The organism is Coleofasciculus sp. FACHB-542 (assembly GCF_014695825.1).
Taxonomy (GTDB): Bacteria; Cyanobacteriota; Cyanobacteriia; order Cyanobacteriales; family FACHB-T130; genus FACHB-T130.
The window spans coordinates 126,192-147,950 of sequence record NZ_JACJPB010000038.1 but is presented as its reverse complement, the minus strand read 5'-3'; the positions used below and the strand labels follow the sequence as shown (position 1 = coordinate 147,950).

The 21,759-nt window shown below is 47.9% G+C and carries 16 protein-coding genes and 1 tRNA gene; 12 read left to right on the top strand and 5 right to left on the bottom strand.

Annotated elements, in window-relative coordinates; genetic code table 11:
• Window positions 1-115: 115 nt before the first annotated feature.
• The 4 genes from H6F52_RS13985 (at window position 116) to proB (ending at window position 4,012) form a co-directional block, all read left to right on the top strand.
• A complete protein-coding gene (locus tag H6F52_RS13985) occupies window positions 116-685 on the top strand; it encodes a DUF3727 domain-containing protein (RefSeq protein ID WP_190410787.1) in 570 nt (189 codons plus the stop codon).
• Between the two features lie 110 nt (window positions 686-795).
• Window positions 796-1,881, top strand: coding sequence for an endolytic transglycosylase MltG (gene mltG, locus H6F52_RS13980; RefSeq protein WP_190535602.1), 1,086 nt, complete (start codon window positions 796-798; stop codon window positions 1,879-1,881).
• Between the two features lie 167 nt (window positions 1,882-2,048).
• Complete coding sequence (locus tag H6F52_RS13975) at window positions 2,049-2,597, top strand: YqeG family HAD IIIA-type phosphatase (protein WP_190535600.1); 549 nt, start codon at window positions 2,049-2,051, stop codon at window positions 2,595-2,597.
• A gap of 305 nt (window positions 2,598-2,902) precedes the next feature.
• Complete coding sequence (proB, locus tag H6F52_RS13970; protein ID WP_190535598.1) at window positions 2,903-4,012, top strand: glutamate 5-kinase; 1,110 nt, start codon at window positions 2,903-2,905, stop codon at window positions 4,010-4,012.
• A gap of 44 nt (window positions 4,013-4,056) precedes the next feature.
• On the opposite strand, the gene H6F52_RS13965 is transcribed toward proB, so the two are convergent.
• Entirely contained in the window at window positions 4,057-5,214 is a 1,158-nt protein-coding gene (locus H6F52_RS13965; protein ID WP_190535596.1) for a helix-turn-helix domain-containing protein, read from the bottom strand.
• 1,602 nt (window positions 5,215-6,816) lie between these two features.
• Between H6F52_RS13965 and H6F52_RS13960 the strand changes: the two genes are divergently transcribed.
• Window positions 6,817-7,794, top strand: a complete 978-nt coding sequence (locus H6F52_RS13960) for a DUF2382 domain-containing protein (RefSeq protein ID WP_190535594.1) — start codon at window positions 6,817-6,819, stop codon at window positions 7,792-7,794.
• Window positions 7,795-7,957: 163 nt separating this feature from the next.
• On the opposite strand, the gene H6F52_RS13955 is transcribed toward H6F52_RS13960, so the two are convergent.
• Entirely contained in the window at window positions 7,958-10,603 is a 2,646-nt protein-coding gene (locus tag H6F52_RS13955; RefSeq protein ID WP_190535592.1) for a DUF3536 domain-containing protein, read from the bottom strand.
• 492 nt (window positions 10,604-11,095) lie between these two features.
• On the opposite strand from H6F52_RS13955, the gene cax reads away from it, so the two are divergent.
• Window positions 11,096-12,217: a calcium/proton exchanger gene (gene cax / locus H6F52_RS13950; protein ID WP_190410779.1), complete on the top strand. Its 1,122-nt coding sequence runs from the start codon at window positions 11,096-11,098 to the stop codon at window positions 12,215-12,217.
• A 355-nt stretch (window positions 12,218-12,572) separates the two neighbouring features.
• Here cax and H6F52_RS13945 read toward each other — a convergent pair whose 3' ends face one another.
• Both H6F52_RS13945 and ruvB read right to left on the bottom strand, forming a co-directional pair.
• Window positions 12,573-13,394: a tetratricopeptide repeat protein gene (locus H6F52_RS13945; RefSeq protein ID WP_190535650.1), complete on the bottom strand. Its 822-nt coding sequence runs from the start codon at window positions 13,392-13,394 to the stop codon at window positions 12,573-12,575.
• Between the two features lie 115 nt (window positions 13,395-13,509).
• Entirely contained in the window at window positions 13,510-14,613 is a 1,104-nt protein-coding gene (ruvB, locus tag H6F52_RS13940; RefSeq protein WP_190535590.1) for a Holliday junction branch migration DNA helicase RuvB, read from the bottom strand.
• A 103-nt stretch (window positions 14,614-14,716) separates the two neighbouring features.
• Between ruvB and hisF the strand changes: the two genes are divergently transcribed.
• The 4 genes from hisF to H6F52_RS13920 all read left to right on the top strand — a co-directional run bounded on the left by hisF (window position 14,717) and on the right by H6F52_RS13920 (window position 19,206).
• Window positions 14,717-15,487, top strand: coding sequence for an imidazole glycerol phosphate synthase subunit HisF (gene hisF, locus H6F52_RS13935; protein WP_190535588.1), 771 nt, complete (start codon window positions 14,717-14,719; stop codon window positions 15,485-15,487).
• A 102-nt stretch (window positions 15,488-15,589) separates the two neighbouring features.
• Window positions 15,590-15,802, top strand: a complete 213-nt coding sequence (locus H6F52_RS13930; RefSeq protein ID WP_190410773.1) for a hypothetical protein — start codon at window positions 15,590-15,592, stop codon at window positions 15,800-15,802.
• 67 nt (window positions 15,803-15,869) lie between these two features.
• Window positions 15,870-15,942: transfer RNA gene (locus H6F52_RS13925), tRNA-Ala, on the top strand.
• A gap of 468 nt (window positions 15,943-16,410) precedes the next feature.
• Window positions 16,411-19,206, top strand: coding sequence for a tetratricopeptide repeat protein (locus tag H6F52_RS13920; RefSeq protein ID WP_190535585.1), 2,796 nt, complete (start codon window positions 16,411-16,413; stop codon window positions 19,204-19,206).
• 88 nt (window positions 19,207-19,294) lie between these two features.
• Here the strand turns inward: H6F52_RS13920 and H6F52_RS13915 are convergent, their stop codons facing one another.
• Complete coding sequence (locus tag H6F52_RS13915; protein WP_190535583.1) at window positions 19,295-19,477, bottom strand: hypothetical protein; 183 nt, start codon at window positions 19,475-19,477, stop codon at window positions 19,295-19,297.
• Between the two features lie 54 nt (window positions 19,478-19,531).
• On the opposite strand from H6F52_RS13915, the gene gcvT reads away from it, so the two are divergent.
• A complete protein-coding gene (gene gcvT, locus H6F52_RS13910) occupies window positions 19,532-20,683 on the top strand; it encodes a glycine cleavage system aminomethyltransferase GcvT (RefSeq protein ID WP_190535580.1) in 1,152 nt (383 codons plus the stop codon).
• A 4-nt stretch (window positions 20,684-20,687) separates the two neighbouring features.
• Window positions 20,688-21,725 (top strand): M28 family peptidase, encoded by a 1,038-nt coding sequence (locus H6F52_RS13905; protein WP_190535577.1) that lies wholly within the window; start codon window positions 20,688-20,690, stop codon window positions 21,723-21,725.
• The last annotated feature ends 34 nt before the right edge of the window (window positions 21,726-21,759 follow it).

Below are 21,759 nucleotides of genomic sequence, written 5' to 3'. Positions count from 1 at the left end.
TACAACTCTTATGCCGTGATATCCTGATTTTTGCAAGCTACTTCCCCACTGTGTGCAAACTTTGGGGTTGGAGTTTTTTAGTCCACAATCTCACGTTGATAGCAGCATATCTGCAATGTTCTCATCCCAACCCCCTGAAGAGAATGGGTCTTCCGTCCAAACCGTCTCGTTGACGGATGAATCCGGGCGATCGCTTAGTTGTTACATTGAGCATTCAATAGAAGTAGATGGTGAAGAATACGTCATCCTCCTGCCGGTAGATTCACCTGTAGAAATTGTGGCGTGGGACGAGGAGAAGGAGGAGGAAGAAGCCACCTTAGTCGAAGACGACGCCGAAATTGACGAAGTTTTTCCTACGGCTCAAGCAGTCCTGGCAGAGCGGAATCTCGCCTTAAAGCGAACCGCATTTGCTCTGACTGTTGCCGGTGAACTGCCTGCGGTTGAAGAGGAAGAAATCCTCACCTTGGAAATCGAAGATGACGATACTCAGCTCGAACCAGAGGAATTTCAGTTTCTAGCCAGCTTTTATCACAAAGAACAAGAATACACAATATACACGCCTCTAGATCCGCTGCTACTGTTTGCGCGGATTAATAGTGCGGGTGAACCAGTGCTACTTTCCCCTGAGGAATTTAAAAAAGTGCAACCGCTGCTGGAAGATCAGCTATTTGATGAAATGGAATAGGTAAAGAATTAAAAATTAGAAATTGAAAATTAAATATGAAGAATTTTCTTTTTTTAATTTTTAATTTTGCCTTCTTAATTCCATGACAGCGGTTGTTACCCGCAATCAAGATGAAAGCAATCCAACGCATCTCCAAATGGACGTTTTATCTCGCCTTAATCCCAGCAACGCTTGGACTCTGTGCATGGCAGGGTTGGGCGTGGTGGAGCTGGGCGAGTGCGCCCCCCGTTGCCGAAACTCAACCGTCAGCGAATGCTGGAAAAGATACATCAGTGCTAATCCGGATTCCTCAAGGAACCTCGGCGCAGCAGATAGGGCGCGATCTAGAAGCAGCAGGGTTGATTCGCTCCGCTGATGCTTGGAAGCTATGGACGTTTTGGTTGGACTTGCAAAAGCGACCGGGTGGGTTTAAAGCTGGGACTTACCAGTTGTCACCCACCCAGCCGCTGCCAGCGATCGCTGATAAAATTTGGACGGGCGATGTCGTGCAGCTTTCCTTCACAATCCCTGAAGGATGGTCGCTTCGGCAAATGGCGGCTTACTTTGAATCTGAGGGATTTTTCAAAAGCGAAGAATTTCTCACTGCCGCAACTCAGATTCCCAAAGACCAGTATCCTTGGCTACCTGCGGATTTGCCTTATTTAGAAGGTTTTTTGTACCCGGATACCTACAAGCTAAATAGCGATCGCATCACCCCCCAAGCCATCATCAAACAAATGCTAGATCGCTTTGAACAGGTGGCACTCCCCATCTATCAACAAGCGCCAAACAAAACCCAGATACCTCTTCTTCAATGGGTGACATTGGCTAGTATTGTCGAAAAAGAGGCAGTGATTCCGGTCGAACGCCCTCAGATTGCTGGTGTGTTTACACAACGCCTTCAGAAAGGGATGAGACTGGAATCCGATCCAACAGTTGAGTATGGACTCGGCATTCGGCAAACAGCGGATCAGCCCTTAACTTTGGCTCAGGTGAGGACAGCCTCCCCCTACAATACTTATCTCAACGCAGGATTGCCCCCAACTCCCATCGCCAGCCCTGGCTTAGGAAGTCTCAAAGCCACTCTCAATCCTGAAAAAACAGACTACCTCTTTTTTGTGGCTCGCTACGATGGCACCCATGTGTTTAGTCGGACGCTACAAGAACACCAAGCCGCTACAAACGCGATTCGCCAACAACGGCAACAAAGCCGCTAACAACAGTACCTAGATTGGTCTAGTCGCCAAGCTGCCAATAAGTCTAATTAAGATCGGGGAAGTTGGACTTGCAACTACTAGCAATCCCATTGATAACTTTGCCGGGTTGAAAAAGCTCTTACCTGGGAGTTCTCCTAACAACTCACACTTACAATTAAAAACTGCTTATGTCCTGGGTAACACGGTTACAGCCTGACTTAATTCTGGGCAGACCTATTGTGAGTCTGACCCCCGATCTTCTCCAGCAATATCATCTCAAAGGTTTAGTCTTGGATGTCGATGACACGCTGGTACCCCTAAAAGCAGCCGAGGCGTCTGAAGAACTCGTGGAATGGGTGAAGGAAATTAGACAGGTGGCGACGCTATGGCTGGTGAGTAATAACTTGAGCGAAAACCGAATTAGTGGCATCGCTCGCTCGTTAAATTTGCCTTACATTACCAGCGCTGCTAAGCCATCGCGGCGCAAGCTGCGGCAGGCTGTCACCGCGATGAACCTTCCTGTCGAACAAGTAGGGATGGTGGGCGATCGCTTATTTACAGACGTTTTAGCAGGCAACCGACTCGGTATGTTTACCATTCTCGTCGAGCCGATGCTTGACCCAGCGCTTGCCGTGCGCTCTTATCCAGTCCGTACCTTTGAGGTCTGGGTGTCCCAAGCCTTGGGCGTCTCGCTCACCGCAAAGCAACAAAACTTAAAAAATCCAGACAAATCCTGAAAAACCAAAATATAAAGAAATAATTATGAGATTCTCGATTGTCAAAAATCCCTGGCATTATACATATGGTTCAAATGGGGTCAGCCAATATAAAGACCCTAAACATTAATCCCCGTGAATACCTGTGTGAAGCGTCAGTTCCCCGATGGAGGAGCTGGCGTTTTACAATTTGGAATGGGAAATCGGCTGAAGCTAATCACTCATTGCCAATTCCCAGCCTCCAGACGCGATAAATCAGATGCGATTTATCGCGTCTCGACAATCTGCTCCCCCTCCCCTCTACTCCCCTGCGCCCCCTCTCTTTTGTGAGTCAAACCCTTGTCATCAAAATTGGTACTTCTAGCCTGACATCGCCTGAAACAGGTCATCTGGCTCTTTCCACTATCGCTGCCTTAGTAGAAACCCTCACAGATTTACGGCGGCAAGGTCATAAAGTGGTGCTAGTTTCTTCGGGTGCTGTCGGAGTGGGTTGCGCCCGCTTGGGACTCGTGCAACGTCCGCGCACCCTAGCACTCAAACAAGCAGTGGCAGCAGTCGGTCAGGGACGCCTGATGCGCGTATACGATGACTTTTTTACAACCTTAGAACAACCCATTGCCCAGGTTCTCCTGACTCGCAGTAGCTTCAAAGAACGCTCAGCTTATATCAACGCCTCCAACACCTTTCGGGAACTGTTGCGGTTGGGCGTCATCCCCGTGGTGAATGAAAATGACACCGTAGCCGTAGAGGAACTGAAATTTGGGGATAATGATACGCTTTCAGCCCTAGTCGCCAGCTTGATAGAGGCAGATTGGCTATTTTTAATGACCGATGTAGACCGACTGTACTCCGCCGATCCGCGTCAAGTTCCGGATGCTCAGCCGATCGCTCTAGTAAACCACATTGATGAGCTGGAAGAATTACAAGTGCAAACAGGCGATCGCGGCTCTCAATGGGGCACAGGCGGCATGGTTACAAAAATTACTGCCGCCCGCATTGCTACCAGCGCCGGAGTTCGGACAGTCATCACCGAAGGGCGATTTCCCCGCAACATCCAAAAAATCTTGCAAGGAGAACCCCTCGGCACTCAGTTTGAACCCCGCGACACGATGGGCAACGCCCGTAAGCGTTGGATTGCCCACGGGTTGATTCCTGCGGGGAAGCTATATCTGGATAAGGGAGCGATCGCGGCAATTAGTCAGGCAGGAAAATCTCTCTTAGCTGCTGGGATTACCCTAGTCGAGGGAGACTTCCAGGCGTCAGACGCTGTGCAGTTATGCGACCCCCAAGGACGGGAAATAGCTAGAGGGCTGGTGAACTACAGCAGCGACGAGCTACAGCAAATTAGTGGACGCCGTTCCGAAGAAATTCCTGCCATTTTAGGCTACGCCGGTGCAGAAACCGTCGTCCATCGAGATAATCTTGTCATTAGTTAGTCAGCAGTCAGTTGTTTTTTCTGCCAATAACTAATAACAAATGACTAATTACGACTAATTGCTTCAGGCGGAGCAATATCAGGCCCAACCGCCACTCCTTTCTGACCCGCCTTTAAACCGGGTTTCGCAGCAGGTTTCACAGGACGATGCGACTCAGAAGCAGATGAGTTGTTAGGAACATCCGGTGGAGAATCAGCAGACGCCGATGATTGTGAATGGTTCGACATCAAAGCGAGTCCTCCCACTGCCCCTGCCACTAGCGCAGCATAACCCACGTATAAATGAACTGTATTGAGCTGAAATCCAAACCCAGGCACTGATTTCGGTCGGTACCAAGAAGGCAGTACAGATTTTGCAGGATCGGGCGCGGGTAAGGAAGCAGCCATTGCAGCACCATCTAACCCCAAGGCGACCCCCATCCGGCGAATAAAACCTCGGACATAGATATCCTCAGGCAAATGCTCGAAGCAACCGACTTCCAAAGCCTGAATGTGATGAAGCGGCACGAGTGTTTGATTGTGAAGTTGCCGCAGAGTCATTGACTGTGCATGACGTGCTTGCCCTAATTGCTGACCAATTTGACGCAGGCACTCTTGCCGTTGCTCATCTGCGATTTGCGCTGCCAATTCCGCCTTGGAGAGCTTTTTGAGTGGTTTGGGAAAAACCGGATCTGGGCTGGTTGGCACAGGCAGTGGCCTAATGTCTACTAAATCGGCAGGTGAGGCATTCATACTGCGTCCTTGGTCATTCGTTAAAGTTAAGTCATTCGTCGTTGATTCTGGGTGATTAACGGATGACTGTTCGCTATGGACTGATGACTCTTGAGGCTGAGTGCTAGCTTGCGGCTCTTGTTGATTGTTACCAATTTCTGGAGATGTGACTGGGACAACCTTATAAGTTTTCGCAAACTGCTGGAACGCTAGCCGGATGGCTTCTCTCCCTACTGCCTTAACCATAATCTGGGCACTCCCAGCAGCTTCTCCCAAGATTGTCTGTAACCCAGCCAAGGCACGATTGTAGACTTCGCTGCTATGGAGTTCAGATTCTATCCGGCTAAGGATAGACCGTAATACTTCCTGAGAAATTTCAATGGTTGGGCTTTCGGTAATACCGCTACCATATGCCGATTGTAATGCCATGACTTTTCTTGTCGAGCGTGCTTGAGGAAAACCAAACTTATGCGATCGCTCGCGAGCGTGCATTCCTGAGAGCCTAAAACGGCTCCCCACGACGGTTACAGGGGCTTTTCACCCATAACTGACGGTGAATTCGCAGGCTGTTTGAGCTATCTGAGTAAAGTATTCGGCAAGCAGGAACTAGATTCCGGATCGAGCAAAAGTCAATTTTCTCTGTTCAGCGGCGTCACTTAGAACCTGAAGTGCGTTTAAACTTAATAAATTAAAATAACAATTTTCGCCTTATTTAGAATCCAGGGGTCAGACTGAGGATAGATTCTGGCTCCTGGATTCTGTAGAGACCTTGTGGTGGTCAGTCTCAACTTGGCTCCTGACAACTGAATGCAATTTGGCGGTTTAGTGCTGACGGCGGTTTCCTGGCTGGTAATCTTTAACCCAGCAGCGTTCCAAAAGGTGAATTCTGTAACAATACGAGAAGCGGCGGGGATTGAGCACTAATTTAGTTTTGGAACTAAACAGGGGCTGATTGAGAAACTGCCACAGAGGGAACCGAATCTTGCCGTTTTGGGGAGCCATAGTTTGAAAATTCCAGATAGCAGTAGTACAAAACAGGGGCACCGTGCATCTATCTATGGTGACATCTGCTTGGTTAATATTACCTTGCCAAAGATTACTACAAATTTGCTTGGGTTAGATTACGGAATCTCTAGAAAGTGTTTTTGCAAACTCTGTACTTCCACGGATGCGCTGTTGAACTGCCCAGTTAGGGTACTCTGCTACTAGAGCGTAAGCGCTATGTAAGCGCTCTTCTAGAGACCGTGTCAAGATATTTCAAGGAGCAGCTCAACAATTGAATCTTAGGTACTTATACTTAATAGATGTAGCGAGATTTTCTACTACTACCAAAGATAGAAAAAATTTATAGGCGAGCAGGCTTAAATAAATTTACAAATCTTAAAATGTCAGGGGCACCAAGGCTAGTAAATTGCGTAAGTTTTAATCTGCAAAGATCGATTACAACCTCAATTAAGTTCACAAGATACAGCAATCCTACTCAAGTTGTGATAATTCAGGGCTTGAGATACCCAACTTCTAAGAAGTTGGGTATCTTGCCTTCGGGAATCATTTAGAACTGCTGTAGCAACCTTATTCGACTTGTGAAATAAAAAAACTTCGTAAGCGATGCTGACGTACACAATCTCCGCTTTAGGCGCAAAGAAGGCCAAGGAAAGCTCAGAAGCAGTCTATTAGTTTTACAAAATATTGAATCTAAGATTGCAGGAGCAATTCATCTCATTCAAAAAATGTTAGATGCTTCTCTTAGGTTAAGAATAATTTAATCTTTTGAAGAGTTTATTAATTAAATTCTATATCTATCCATTGAAATATATACATACCTGTCTGCGGGGAGATAGAAAATCAAAACTTGCTGCTTGTTATAGCAAATATACAAAGATAATTGGTAATCATTTGTAAAAAAAACTTATTTTTATTTCTACTTAATAATTAACTAACAAAATCTGAGCGAATGCTTCATAATTGTGCATCCTCTTTAGGGCTTATGTATTGAATTTATTGAAGTCAGTCGCTAGCCAGATGGAGCCAGCGTAGAGACTTTTAGCATAGATACATAAGAAATACACAAGAAATTTGGAGGAAAAGAAAAGCATGGTTTTATACAAGCTTGAAGATTTCGACACAGACTATCAAGACACTTTTGGCGGTGAAGACGTTAAGGGATTTGACGTCTATTCAGATATCAGCGATGACAAGGTTGGTAGCGTCAAAAATATCTTAGTTGATGAATCGGGGCGTTTCCGCTATTTAGTTGTTGATACAGGCTTCTGGGTTTTCGGTAAGCAAGTATTGCTACCAGTGGGTCGTTCTCGGATCGACTATGATAATCGGCACGTCTACGCTGTTGGGCTTACCAAAGAGCAAGTAGAAAATTTACCGGAATTTGGCGACGAGCTCAAGGTTGATTACGATTACGAAGAGCAGGTGAGAGGAGTTTATCGCAACTCGGCGGTAGAGCCATCTGTGGAAACATCGGCACCGATAAACACAGCAACACCTTTAGATGCATCTGCACCTTTGGGGGCACCTGTTGTGGAACCTAGTTACGCCGCTCCGATGGCAGGTGCTGTACCTGTTGAGGATAATTATGAAGCTTACGATCGCGATCGCTACAATTATCAGCAAGAGCCATCTTTGTACGATATGAACGATCGGGATCATCAAACCCTCAAGTTGTACGAAGAACGGTTGATTGCTAATAAAACCCGCCAGAAAACAGGCGAGGTAGCGGTGGGTAAACACGTTGAAACTGAGACAGCGCGAGTTTCAGTCCCCATTGAAAGGGAGCGAGTGATCGTTGAGCGCGTGACTCCAGCAGATGCGGGAAGAGCTGTTACTCCGGGCGAAGCTGCCTTCCAGGAAGGGGAAGCTGCACGGGTAGAAATCTACGAAGAAACTCCTAACATTCAAAAGGAAGCTTTTGTACGTGAGGAAGTCAGAATCAGAAAAGAAGTAGATCGTGAAACGGTTAATGCTGAAGAACAGCTTCGTCGAGAAGAACTGGATGTGAATAGTAACGATCTGCCCGTTCGGGATCAAAACATCCGCACCGATCGCGATCGCATCTAATCGCGTAGAGGCTACACCCTTTTGAATCTGAAATAATGGGTGAAACGCTTCAAGTGTAAATATTAAGGGGTAGGTTTTGTAACTTACCCCTTAATATTTGAGAGCAGCTAATTGATTCAGGTAATGGGTGATTCGTCGGACAATTCCCCATTACCCGTGACATTTATGACAGTTGGTTCAACCAGGGACTGACATCTACAGCTAGCTTTTGACCGAGTAATAGCAACTGACGTAGCTGAGACGAATTGCCGTTAGTGTCTGACTCCAGCAGAGGCACAATTTGGCTGTGCAGGCAGCTAAAGTAGAGTTCTTGAGGGCGATGCAAAGATAAGCCGAGGTGTAGCTGGTTGCCTATAGAAATCATGCGCTCTAAGCGTTGGATATCTGCTTCTAGAGTGGCTGGGTTAGAGTCGTGCAGAAGCTTCCAGAGCGATCGCAAGATCAACTGCTCTAACGTTTGCTTGGCATCGGGAATATTTAGCTGACAGCGCAATTGATTCGCTTCTTTCGCGATCGCTTCCAGTTCTGCCAGCTGATTCAAACCTTGCTGGGGTTCACCGTTTTCTTGCTCCAGTGCCCGTAGAGACATCCGGGCGCGGTTAGAAATTGCCACTTCTGCCGCTACTTGCAACTCTTGCGGAACGGGCAGCTCATCGCGCTGGAACGCCATCAAGATGCCGTAGTTATCCCGGTAAACCTGCGTATAAAGCTGGTCTAAGCGCGTTAAAGTTTTCTGACTCAGCAGCCGCATAATCCGGTGCCGTTCTTCAGCAAATAATTTCTGCAAATTGAATGAATTACCCCCAAATAGTTGGGACATCGCCAGGATCGCGTGAGCAGCACTAGCCTGTTGCAGCGCCGCAAACAGCTTTTCCTTCATCTGGCTATAAGTGCGGCGACCGCCAAATGGTTGAATACAGCAATGGAAATCCCAGCCGCCCAAATGAAGAACGGCAAAGACTAAATGAGTACTTTCCCAGGTAATTTCTGAAGTTAGTCGCAGTTGCCCCACCGCTAGAGTCAGCGATCCCATGCGTTGCATCTGGTAATCCAACTGATGGGCATCGTAACAGTAGACCCGCTGTTGTTGGGGATAGGTAGTGAATAGGGAACTGATGGCATAGTGCGCTGCCACTTGCTCTATACCAATCTGGGCACTGACTACCAGCTGCCGATACACCTCAGCTCCGTGCTTGAATAACTCAACATTACTGGGAGCTTGGGAGAGGCGTTTGATAAATCCTTTTTCCAACTGCACACCAGAGACATCACCGGCAAGTTCTAAGGCTCTAGCAGCGTAGCGGAGAATCTGCGTTCCTTCGGGTCTTGAGAGTTCTTCAAAGAACCAGCCGCAACTGGTGTACATCAGCAGACTATGGCGCTGCATCTCTAATAGGCGCAGGGCGTCTACTTGTTCTGATGGTGTTAGTTTGCGGGTGCGATGGCGGGCGAGGAAGCGCTCTACATTAGCAGGAGAGCGATCGCGAATTACGTGGATATATTCATCCCGTGTCGCCCAAGGATCGCGGAAGAACTGGCGACCCGTTTCCTCATAAACTTTGCTTAGCTGATCCCGCAACCAATCTAGGGCATTCCGCAGGGGACGCCGCCATTTTTGGTGCCAAACTCCACCTTCGCCACCGCAACCGCAATCATCCTGCCATCGATTGACTCCGTGAGCGCAACTCCAAGCCGTGACTGGCTTCAGTTCCACTTCCCAGGTGGGAGGATTCAGACTCAGGTAATGGGCATAGTTGGTGACAGTCCAGCCGCGCCGGGGAAACTCGTCTACAAAGGCGAAGGCTAAGGTTTTCTCTGTCCCGCTTTTGTGGTGTCCAAAGGTTTCGCCATCTGTGCCAACAGAGATGAGCTGCGAAGTCCGGCGATCCCCGCGCACTGCTGAACCGATGCGCCCAGCTAGCGTACCCGCCCAGCCCAGGACATCGTTAAATCCCATGTCCCGCGAGATTGGGCCATCGTAGAAAAAGATATCGATGTAAGGGGTATCAGAGCTTTCGTTGGTGGGAAATGAATACTCAGCGCTGAGGGGTGAATCTTGATTGCTGAGTGTGGGTTTTAGATAACAGCGATAGGGACGGGTGGGATCGATCTGCGAACCGCCCACTTCCAACCACTGAGTCACGGGCTGCTCGTCTGTGGGGATCGGGCGGCAACGTTCAGCTTGAGAAGGTGCTAAAACAATGAATTTAATTCCTTCTGCAACTAATGCTTCTAAAGTTGCATAGTCTACGGCAGTCTCAGCCAGCCACATTCCTTCGGGATCGCGCCCAAATCGGGAGCGGAAGTCTTCTTTGCCCCAGCGGATTTGGGTGTACTTATCCCGCTCGTTGGCAAGCGGCATGATGATGTGATTGTAAACTTGCGCGATCGCATTGCCGTGTCCGTTCAGGCGATCGCTACTTTTACGATCCGCTTCCAGAATTCGCTGATATACCTCCACGTCGTAGCGTTCCAGCCACGACATCAATGTGGGACCAATATTAAAGCTGAAATACTCATAGTTATTCACGATCCCCACGACTTCGCCCCGGTCATTTAGCACTCTGGCAAAGGCATTCGGGCGATAGCATTCATGGTGAATCCGCTCATTCCAGTCATGGAACGGAGACGCACTCGGCTGCCGTTCAATCGCATCTAGATAAGGGTTTTCGCGGGGCGGTTGGTAAAAATGACCGTGAACCGTAACATAAACGCCGGTAGCCGTTTGCAGGGGATCGGTTGCTACACTGGTGTTTGCTGTTCCCTCAGCAGAATACTGTGAAGCTGGTCTTTCAGCAGCAGAAGTCATAGGATCGCATCCAAAATTAGTAAAAAATTAGGGTCAATAACTTATCTAGATAGACTGAGCATCCCCGCGTTTACTTGAACGCCAGGGAAACAGCAAGTTAAATCAGTCCATCTGGAGAAGGCGAAGACTCACCACCCAAACATGGCAAAGACTCTTGGGGGCGAAGCCTTCTCTCCTTAAATGGGGGGATCAAAGCAATCGGTTTAACATCCAATTATTTTGCCCGTACCGATGAGCAACTGCCTGTGCCCCATGCCGGTAACGGTCAATGAACAAAATTGAAAAGCCAGGATAGTTACTTGTTACTTACATGATTCAAGCGTAATGCTGCCATGCTTGGAACACTAACTTCATGCAAATGAATAGTAAATTAACTTTGCTTAAGGAATCCTGCATCTAAAGAAATATTCTGTTACATACTCAAAGACTGAAAGAAGCCAGAACACTCAACAAGCGGCTATCCTAGACACGAGCTAAATACGAATAATTTGGATGCTGTCTCTAAACACGCTTTTTTCCATTCTTTTGTTGTTTATCCCTATTTCCATTACGGCCCACTTTCTGGAATGGGGATCGTCAGTCGTCTTCATCACCGCTTGTCTGGGGATCATTCCCCTTGCCGCTTGGATGGGCACCGCCACAGAGGAAATCGCGGTTGTTCTTGGCCCCTCCTTGGGAGGACTGCTGAATGCTACTTTTGGCAACGCCACCGAACTAATTATCTCCCTCGTTGCCCTCAACGCGGGGCTGGTGGATGTCGTCAAAGCGAGTATCACCGGCTCTATTATCAGCAACTTACTCCTGGTCATGGGCTTTTCCATGCTATTGGGGGGCTTGCGCTTCAAAGAGCAGGAATTTCAGCCAATGGTGGCAGGGGTAAATGCCTCGGCAATGAACCTAGCAGTGATTGCAATGCTGTTACCAACCGCGATGGACTATACCTCCACCGGGATTGATGAAGCCATCGTCCAGCAACTTTCGGTCGCCGTTGCCGTAGTATTAATCGGAGTCTATGGGTTGACGCTGCTATTTTCGATGAAGACCCACAGCTATCTCTACGATGCGGGTGTGGCAGAACAGGAGATACTCACTGAGTTAGCTGAGTCAAATCTCGCTCCAGAAGATCCGGAACATAAAGTTAACCTGCCCCTATGGATTGGAGTGCTATTAGGCGCAACGCTACTGGTTGCGGCGGAGTCGGAACTATTGGTTTCCTCCTTGGAAGAAGCCACCTCCCAACTGGGTCTGACGGCGCTGTTTACAGGGGTGATCCTGGTTCCGATTATTGGCAATGCTGCCGAACACGCTACCGCTGTCACCGTAGCGATGAAAAATAAGATGGATCTTTCTATCTCAGTGGCGGTGGGTTCTAGCTTGCAGATTGCCTTATTTGTGGCTCCGGTTCTTGTTCTGACGGGTTGGGCGTTGCACAAACCGATGGATTTGGACTTCAACCCGTTTGAATTGGTGGCAGTGGCGGTGTCGGTACTCATTGCCAATTCGATTAGTTCTGATGGCAAGTCGAACTGGTTAGAAGGTACGCTGCTATTGGCTGCTTATGCAATTTTGGCGTTGGCTTTTTACTTCCACCCAGTCATGGGGGGGATTGGGTAGAAAGACAAAAGGTAAAAGTTCTTTCTTCGAGCTTTTGTGTTTTGTGATGACTCCTCCGGCGTCTGTCGATTGTTAGAAAAGGCGATCTAACCTGAATGGGTGATTCTTTTTTACCTGGCAGGGTGAGGGGGAAGCGTGGCAAAGCAGATTACCTTGGAACTGTAGAAAAGTTTTGATTTGCTTCCAGGTCATCCCTAGAAGTGAATCAAAACCGCGATCGCCCTTTCTCACTAAACGCGATCGTTTATATACAGAAGCTCTATACGGAAAATTGCCAATTCAAAAAACCGCTTTCTTGAAGAAGGCGGTTTTCTGATATTTGTGGCACAAATCTTGGGGCTAGTTGCAATCGCCTTTATTGTAGACTCAGAAATTTCTCTAAAGCGGCAACCATGACTGGAGGCCAACGGCGGACATTTTTCACCCAGTCAATGTCTTTATAGCGACGATCCATTCCGACAACGGCAACCCAGTTACTTTCGGCTTCACCCCGATTTCCCTGTTCCCATAAAGCAGCGGTAAGGGCAGCCCGCATATCAGGAAACTGGGGGTATTTACGAACAATATTCTTCATATTGCGAATCGCTTCTTTTTGCTCACCCATTTGATACAGAGCGGTCGCGTAATTGGCTCTGGCAAACGCAAAATTGGGAGCCAGATCGGCTGCTTTTTTGTAGTCGGCTATCGCCTCCTCCCACTCTCCTAATCCCGCTTTGGCATTCCCCCGGTTGTTGTAAGCCATTGCATCCTTGGGATCGATTTCCAGCACCCGATTGTAATCGGCGATCGCTTCCAAATATTTCCCCTGCCCTTCTAATGCAGTCCCGCGATTCAGATAGGGATCGGTGGCATTCGGGGCGAGTTCAATAGATTTATTAAAGTCAGCGATCGCATCTGACAATTTATTTTGGCTTACCTTGGAATTTCCCCGATTGCTCCAAATAGCCGGATTAGTGGGAAATCGCTCAATTAGCTGTGTCCAAAGCCCTTCAGCCGTAACAAAATCACCGGCATTTGTCGCGGTAAACGCTTTAGCTGCGAGTTCGTCTCCTTCCTGCAACTCAGTTTCTGTGTAAGTGGAAGGTTGTTCTTGGGCGATCGCTGGCGGCGCATTCACGAACCCAGTTGAAACAGTAATAAACAGAATGCTCAGTAAAGTCAGAATCCAACGAATCATATTATCTTGGCTTTTAGATTTTGGTAGCATAGGCGCTGCCCAGCAGAAAGCTAATTCCTGGGCAATGCCCATCCTACTACTGCTGTATTCGTCATTTGTCTTTAGCTTATTATCCTTAGAATAATGACGAATCATATCCTAAGTGCTTTCGGGCTGCTGGAGTGGCAATGCGACCGCGAGGCGTTCGGTGCAAATAGCCAATCTGTAATAAATACGGCTCATAGACATCTTCAATTGTTTGGGCATCTTCTCCTGTGGCGGCGGCGATCGCTTCCAAGCCTACAGGCCCCCCATTAAATTGTTCTATCATGACGGTCAGCATCAACCGATCTGCCCAATCTAAACCCATTGGATCGACACCGAAGACTTCCAAAGCTTCCACTGCAATAGGTTGTGTAATTTCCCCAACTTTTTTTACCTGAGCAAAATCTCGCACCCGTTTTAAAAGGCGATTGGCAATTCGGGGAGTTCCACGGGAACGACGCGCAATTTCTTCAGCACCATCTGGTGTAACCGGGGCTTGGATCACTTCAGCCGTCCGCTGCACAATCAAAATCAGTTCATCCAACTCATAAAAGCGTAACCGTTGAATTAAACCAAAGCGATCGCGCAAGGGTGACGACAGCGAACCTACCCGCGTTGTTGCTCCGACTAGCGTAAATGGCGGGAGCGGCAAGCTGCGAGTTTTCGCACTTTGACCCTTGCCAATCGTAATATCTAACCGAAAGTCCTCCATTGCCGGATATAGCAATTCCTCCGTCATCCGACTCAATCGGTGGATTTCGTCAATAAATATAATATCTCCCGGCTTCAGGCTCATCAGTATCCCTACAATATCGCGGGGACGCTCCAAAGCGGGTGCGGAGGTGATTTTACAAGTGGTTCCCATCTCCGTCGCTAAAATCAGCGACATCGTGGTTTTTCCCAAACCCGGCGGGCCATACAGTAGCAAGTGATCCATCGACTCGTCTCTGCCTTTTGCCGCTTGAATCGCAATTTCTAGAACGCCCTTGAGGTCTTTTTGCCCGATATAGTCAGCCAGTCGCTGGGGTCGCAGACCTTCTTCCTGCTTCTCGGTTTCGTCCATTGCGACAGTTGGCTGTAATAACTCTTCAACCGTTTCCTCTGGCTGAGATTTGCGGCGTCCCCCTGGCTTTCGGCGTTCCTGGGGTTTCCCGTTGGGTTCTTGAGGCTGTTGTTTAGAAGAAATTATCGCCATGATTAAAAATTTATTTTAAAAACAATACCAAGACATGAAGACACAGAAGGTCTAGAGTGTATAGGCTTTCATTATCATTACATCGGGGAACCAGAGGATTGTCATGCTTGCAAAAAGAATACTGCCTTGCTTAGATGTGAAAGCAGGGCGAGTTGTCAAAGGGGTTAACTTTGTCAATCTCCAGGATGCTGGCGATCCGGTGGAACTGGCACAAGCTTATAATCAGGCGGGTGCAGATGAGTTGGTGTTTCTGGATATTACTGCCACTCACGAAGACCGGGGCATCATTCTGGATGTGGTCTATCGCACCGCTGAGCAGGTATTTATCCCCCTTACCGTGGGTGGGGGAATTCAATCCTTAGAAAATATTAAACAATTGTTAAGGGCTGGCGCAGACAAAGTCAGCATTAACTCGGCGGCGGTACGCGATCCAGAGTTGATCGATCGGGCGAGCGATCGCTTCGGCAATCAGTGCATTGTGGTAGCAATTGATGCACGAAAACGGCAAGACCCCACCAACCCCGGTTGGGATGTTTACGTGCGTGGTGGGCGGGAAAACACAGGCCTCGATGCAATTAATTGGGCGCAAGAAGTCGAGCAACGCGGCGCGGGCGAACTGCTCGTAACCAGTATGGACGCCGATGGAACCAAGGCGGGGTATGACTTAGAGCTTACCCGCACCATCGCGGAACAAGTACAAATTCCAGTGATTGCCTCTGGGGGTGCTGGTAACACGAGTCACATTTATGACGCCTTAACGGAAGGTAAAGCGGAAGCGGCTCTGCTGGCTTCTCTCCTGCATTACGGAGAACTCACTGTATCAGAAATTAAAAACTATCTCGCAGAGCATCAGGTGCCGGTGCGGCTTTTGTAAAGGCGAAACTTCTTCCTTCTGGAAGAAGCGGCTTTGGCTTTGTAGCATCAATCTGCTCGGTTGTATATATTAGAATAAAGGAAGTGTTACAAAACGTAAATTATGTTAGTTGGTATTTTAATTTTTGATGTGGCTCTGGTGGCGTGGTCGCTGCACCTGATGCAGGAAGCGTTCGACCAACAGGAGTTTTCCTTAATGCTTGCTGGCACCCTGGTAGCGCTATCCGCAGCCGCCATGCTAGTCGTATATTTCCTGATGAACAGCTACATGGGTTATATCAGCCATCTTGCTCAACACCCTTGCTCATTTTATTAATTTATAGTTGCTGAAATTTTACTTGACGACTTGCGAATTTTTAAGGCATAATCATAAAGCACCGTAAGGGGTTATAGCTCAGTTGGTAGAGCACCTCAATGGCATTGAGGGGGTCAGCGGTTCGAATCCGCTTAGCTCCATAAGAATAAAGCTCACCCCCAATTCCTCTCCGTTAACGGAGAGGGGGGTAAGAGTTTTGCGATCGCGCGTTTTTAATGAACCGCAAAGACGCAGGGGACGCGAAGGAAGAGAGGGAAGAAGGCGATCGCGTACTCCACAAAACTAATTTTTATTCATCGTCTTCTTCCATCAGTTGCCAGATTAGGAAGCAGACATCAAGGACAATACCTAATGGGTTGTTGATTAGTCCGATTGTTGTTGCTATTACAAACAGAACAATGTTGCGGCGTTGCTTCGGGGAAAGTTTCATCTTGATTCAACCTGTATTTATTGGGGTTGAATGCAAGGTATTTTTGGGGCTGTAGCTGAAAGCAAGGCAGACTGGGCAACTGCTGAAAGCTAGTTATAATAAGCGATAAGCAGTTTGGGGTAGGTGCGAAGTTTAGGGTTATCCCCAAACTTTGTGGCAAAATCTTTGGACTTAATCTATGGCGCGACGTTCTCTGGGTGATGATGTCAAGGCGCGGGTGAAGCGTCTGTTTGAGGCGTTGCTAGCTTATGTTGATGATGAATTTGAGGATGGCGATAAACTCGGAATTGATTTCAAACCGCAAAGCGAGACGCAGTTGATAATTAGGACAAAGCGCCGATATCTGGAAGAACTGACCGCAAAAGACAAATACAAAGGTAAGTTAACCCCAGCGCAAGTTAGGGAAGCCCTAAATCTTCTGGAAGATTATTTAGAAGTTTTAGAAGATAACCGTGTCTCAACTCAAGGTTCGGAAGATTGGCACTTTACTTTGAAGCTGTGGCACAAAGATAAAGAGGATAATCTGAGGCAATTTGATATTGAGTGGGAAAATAAAAGACCGCCAAAATCCCAAGCTATTGCCAAGAAGACTAAGCTGCAAACTGATAACCTAACCGCTACGTCTACTGCCCTTAATAAGGTGAAAGGAGAATCGAAATCTGTTGCTAACAATATTCCTCGGAGTGCTGTAAAAGAATTTGTCGGACGCACAGAAGAATTGTTAGAAGTTCACCAGTTATTGCAGGAAAACAAGCAAGTCGCCATCGCTGCTGTGGTTGGGATGGGTGGCGTGGGTAAAACCGAACTCGCTACTCAGTATGCAAGACAGTATTTATCAAGTTACGTGGGTGGTGTTTGCTGGCTATCTGCACAGGGGAATATTGCAACTGATATTATTAGATTTGTCCAGTTAGAATTTGAAATTGAACCGCCGCAAGATTGGGAATTAGCAGAGCAATTGGAGTTTTGCTGGAAGAAATGGCATCCCGGCAATGTTTTAATTGTGTTGGATGATGTCACCGACTACAAACAACAAGTCCAGCCTTATTTGCCGCGACAGAAATTATCTCGATTTAAAGTGCTGCTGACGACGAGATTTCAGTTTGGGTCATCTTTGCCGCAGTTACGGCTAGATGTGCTGAAACCTTTGGCGTCGATGAAGTTATTAGAATCAATAATTGGCAGGGAACGGCTAAAACGCGAAGCTTGGGTGGTGAGAAGACTTTGTAAATGGTTGGGATATTTGCCTTTGGGGTTAGAGTTAGTTGGGAGATATCTGGATCAACAGTCGAATTTGTCGCTGAAGAAACTACTGGCGCGATTGGAAAGAAAGCGGCTGGAACATGAAGCAATTCTGAAAGCTGACCCGTTAATGCGGTATGAATTGGGGGTAGCGGCGGCTTTTGATTTGAGTTGGGAACAGTTGGATGAAAATGCACAATCTCTTGGTGCTTTGTTAAGTTTGTATGCATTATCTCCGATTCCTTTATCTTTAGAGATGGAGGATGATGAACAGCAAGAGATATGGGAAAAAACGCTAAGAGATTTAATAAGTTTACATTTGGTACAAAACCTGGGTGATGAAACTTATCGTTTACATCCCTTGCTTCGGCAATTTTTCCAACAAAAGCTAAATGAGTCAGATGTGGCTGATGAAATGAAACGCCAATTTGCAGCGGCAATGGTGGCAGAAGCCAGGAAAATTCCTTATCAGCCGACTCGTGAGGAGATTATCAATCTTAGTCTAGTAATTCCTCATATTGAAGAAGCAGCTAATTATTTGGTTGAATATATTAGCGATGAGGATTTAGCTTGGCATTTTACAGGCTTAGGCAGGTTCTACGAAGGCCAAGGGTTTTATCAGCAAGCAGAACCTTGGAAAAAACAGTGTGTAGAAGTAACTGAAAGTTGCCTTGGTGCAGAACATCCCGATGTTGCCGCTAGCCTCAACAACTTAGCTAATCTCTACCGAGATCAAGGACGCTATAGCGAAGCAGAACTTTCGTATCTGCAAGTAATTGACATTGTTCAAAAAAGTCTCCCCCCCGACCATCCACAAATTGCCGCTAGCCTCAACAACTTAGCCAATCTCTACCGAGATCAAGGACGCTACAGCGAAGCAGAACCTTTGTATCTGCAAGCGATTGATATCAATAAAAAGAGTCTCCCACCCAACCATCCACACATTGCCAGCGGTCTCAATAACTTAGCTGGTCTCTACAAAAGTCAAGGATTCTACAGCGAAGCAGAACCTTTGTATCTGCAAGCAATTGATATCAATAAAAAGAGTCTCCCCCCCGACCATCCACAAATTGCCAACCACCTCAACAACTTAGCCGGATTCTACAAAAGTCAAGGATTCTACAGCGAAGCAGAACCTTTGTATCTGCAAGCGATTGATATCAATAAAAAGAGTCTCCCCCCCGTCCATCCACAAATTGCGACCTACCTCAACAACTTAGCCCACCTCTACTCTTCTCAAGGACGCTACGGCGAAGCGGAACCTTTGTATCTGCAAGCCATTGAAATGGATAAAAAGAGTCTCCCCCCCGACCATCCACACATTGCCATCGGTCTCAGCAACTTAGCCGGACTCTACCAAAGTCAAGGATGCTACAGCGAAGCGGAACCTTTGTATCTCCAAGCAATTGAAATCCATAAAAAAAGTCTCCCCCCTGACCATCCACAAATTGCGACCCACCTCAACAACTTAGCCGGACTCTACAAAAGTCGAGGACGCTACAGCGAAGCGGAACCTTTGTATCTGCAAGCGATTGAAATTTGTCAGCGTAGTTTAGGAGATAACCATCCGAATACGGTGACAATTAAACGAAGTTTTGCAATATTTTGGATGCAAGGAATGATGGAGAATCGGTTTAATATAGAGGCGTTGCGGGAGCATCCTCTAGGTCAGGAAATATTAGCGCAAATGATAGCAATCATGGAAGAATCAGAGGATAATTCGCCAAAATGAAAGCGATCGCATCTGGGACATCCTGGGAACCAAATATACCCTGGCGAATGTAATTCGCGGCTATACAAACAAAGTTCGCCTGCGCGGACTAATAAATTTTATTTAACCCGCGAAGGCGGGTTTCGTCTGTGTAGCTGCGATTTCCAATCGCCAAGCTACAAAAATTAGAGGCACTGGGTGAAAGTGCGATCACCTTCACCACATCTACCGCGCGATCGCATCCACCATATCCAGAGAGTGCGATCGCTACCTGCCGTTTTATACTGCTCAAGCAAGAAGCATCCCGTAGGATAAAAGATATCCACCTGCGACGGAATGACTATCTGTGGCTAAGTCAGAAGAATTGCATCCAGAGACGGCGATTGCACTTGCCCGTACTCCCCTGTATGAACTTGCCCTAGAACAAAAAGCCCGATTGACTGCCTTTTCCGGCTGGGAAATGCCCGTACAATACACCGGAATCGGACAAGAACACCTGGCAGTCCGCACCACAGCGGGAATGTTCGACATCTCCCACATGGGGAAATTTACCTTCAAAGGGAAACAGCTGATTTCGTACTTACAGCCTCTCATTCCCTCAGATTTGAGCCGCTTGAAAGCTGGTGAATCTCAGTACACCGTCCTGCTGAATTCTCACGGCGGCATTTTGGACGACATTATCTTCTATTATCAGGGCGAAGATGCAGACGGCGAGCAGCGAGGAGCGATGATTGTCAACGCCGCCACCCGATCCAGAGATAAAGCATGGCTGTTTGCCCAACTAGAATCTTCTCAAATTGATTTCGAGGATCTTTCCCTGGCAAAAGTTTTGATTGCCGTTCAGGGACCGCAAGCGCTCGCATATCTTCAGGAATTTGTCAAGGAAGACCTGACGCCGATTAAGGCATTTGGACATTTGGAAGCAACCGTCTTGAATGAGCCTGCTTTCATCGCCCGAACTGGGTACACCGGAGAGGATGGATTTGAAGTGATGGTAGACCCAGAAGTGGGGGTAGACTTGTGGCGCAGTCTCTTCACTGCTGGCGTCGTACCCTGCGGACTCGGTGCCAGAGACACCCTGCGCCTCGAAGCGGCAATGGGCCTCTACGGGCAAGATATGGACGAAAGCACCACCCCTTTAGAAGCTGGATTGGGTTGGCTGGTTCATCTGGATACGAAAGGCGATTTTATCGGGCGTCCAGTTTTAGAAAAGCAGAAGGCAAATGGCGTAGAACGACGCTTGGTAGGGCTGCAAATGCAGGGGCGTTTTATTGCGCGTCATGGCTACCCGGTGCTATCCAAAGGTGAAGCCATCGGCGTTGTCACCAGCGGCACCTTAGCACCAACGGTAGGACAACCCATCGCCCTCGCCTATGTTCCTCCGAATCTGGCTCAGATAGGTCAGGAATTGGAGGTAGAAATCCGGGGCAAAGCTTATCCAGCCGTTGTGGTTAAAAAACCTTTTTATCGCTCCCCCAGCCGTCTTCCTAGCAAGTAAATTTATGGCGAACCGAGGTGGATGGAGAAGGTGGCTGGTGAATCGGGCAGCATTGATCGGACTCGCCATCATTGGCATTCTTCTGGGCATTGCGATCGCTTGGGCGTGGTTTACATCGATTTGGATGCCCGGAGTCAGTTACCAAGCTGCATTGCCGCTGCTGACTCCCAAGGAGGAAACGCTGCGAGATGCCCTCCGGCAAGATGTGGAAAAGATTGCCGGTGAACTGGGAGAACATAACTTCTCGAACTATAAGAATCTAGCGGCGGCGGCTGATTTCTTGGAAGTATCTTTGAGCAATGCTGGCTACAAAGTTCAACGGCAAGGATACAAAATTGCTGAGAATACCTACTACAACCTAGAAGCCGAGATTGTCGGGACAAATCGAGCCGACGAGATTGTGGTGATTGGAGGTCACTATGACTCTGTATTTGGAAGTCCCGGTGCCAATGATAACGGCACGGGTGCCGCAGCCGTCCTAGAGTTGGCGCGTGCCTTTGCTAGAAAAAAGACTTCCCGAACTCTGCGCTTCGTTGAGTTTGTGAATGAGGAACCGCCATTTTTCCAAACGCCGGAAATGGGAAGCGTCGTTTATGCCAAACGTTGCCGCAACGCCGGTGAAAATATTGTTGCCATGCTCAGTTTGGAAACAATCGGCTACTACTCCGACAAGCCAGGAACCCAGAAATACCCATTTCCCTTAAGCCTGTTTTATCCCTCACAGGGTAACTTTATTGCCTTTGTGAGCAACCCAACCTCCGCTGATTTGGTGAGGAAAGCGATCGCATCTTTCCGTCGTCACGCGAAGTTCCCCTCCGAAGGTGCCGCCCTCCCAGAAAGTATTCCCGGCGTCGGCTGGTCGGATCAATGGTCTTTCTGGCAGCAAGGTTATCCCGGCATCATCGTCACAGACACTGCACCCTCCCGTTACCCCCACTATCACACTTCACAAGATACCCCCGATAAAATTGATTACGACCGTTTGGCGCGGGTGGTGGCTGGATTAGAGGGCGTTGTTGCAGACTTGGCGGGGAGTCAGTAATCAAGGTTATTTGCACGGCTTCAAGCGTCAAGCG

Bases quoted from the DNA above. Each gene is read 5' to 3' on its own strand.
- H6F52_RS13905 (WP_190535577.1), top strand. From the start codon at position 20,688: ATGGCGAACCGAGGTGGATGGAGAAGGTGGCTGGTGAATCGGGCAGCA.
- cax (WP_190410779.1), top strand. From the start codon at position 11,096: ATGCTGTCTCTAAACACGCTTTTTTCCATTCTTTTGTTGTTTATCCCT.
- H6F52_RS13930 (WP_190410773.1), top strand. From the start codon at position 15,590: ATGTTAGTTGGTATTTTAATTTTTGATGTGGCTCTGGTGGCGTGGTCG.
- H6F52_RS13965 (WP_190535596.1), bottom strand. From the start codon at position 5,214: ATGCACGCTCGCGAGCGATCGCATAAGTTTGGTTTTCCTCAAGCACGC.
- H6F52_RS13985 (WP_190410787.1), top strand. From the start codon at position 116: ATGTTCTCATCCCAACCCCCTGAAGAGAATGGGTCTTCCGTCCAAACC.
- H6F52_RS13975 (WP_190535600.1), top strand. From the start codon at position 2,049: ATGTCCTGGGTAACACGGTTACAGCCTGACTTAATTCTGGGCAGACCT.
- ruvB (WP_190535590.1), bottom strand. From the start codon at position 14,613: ATGGCGATAATTTCTTCTAAACAACAGCCTCAAGAACCCAACGGGAAA.
- mltG (WP_190535602.1), top strand. From the start codon at position 796: ATGAAAGCAATCCAACGCATCTCCAAATGGACGTTTTATCTCGCCTTA.
- H6F52_RS13920 (WP_190535585.1), top strand. From the start codon at position 16,411: ATGGCGCGACGTTCTCTGGGTGATGATGTCAAGGCGCGGGTGAAGCGT.
- H6F52_RS13945 (WP_190535650.1), bottom strand. From the start codon at position 13,394: ATGATTCGTTGGATTCTGACTTTACTGAGCATTCTGTTTATTACTGTT.
- hisF (WP_190535588.1), top strand. From the start codon at position 14,717: ATGCTTGCAAAAAGAATACTGCCTTGCTTAGATGTGAAAGCAGGGCGA.
- H6F52_RS13955 (WP_190535592.1), bottom strand. From the start codon at position 10,603: ATGACTTCTGCTGCTGAAAGACCAGCTTCACAGTATTCTGCTGAGGGA.
- H6F52_RS13960 (WP_190535594.1), top strand. From the start codon at position 6,817: ATGGTTTTATACAAGCTTGAAGATTTCGACACAGACTATCAAGACACT.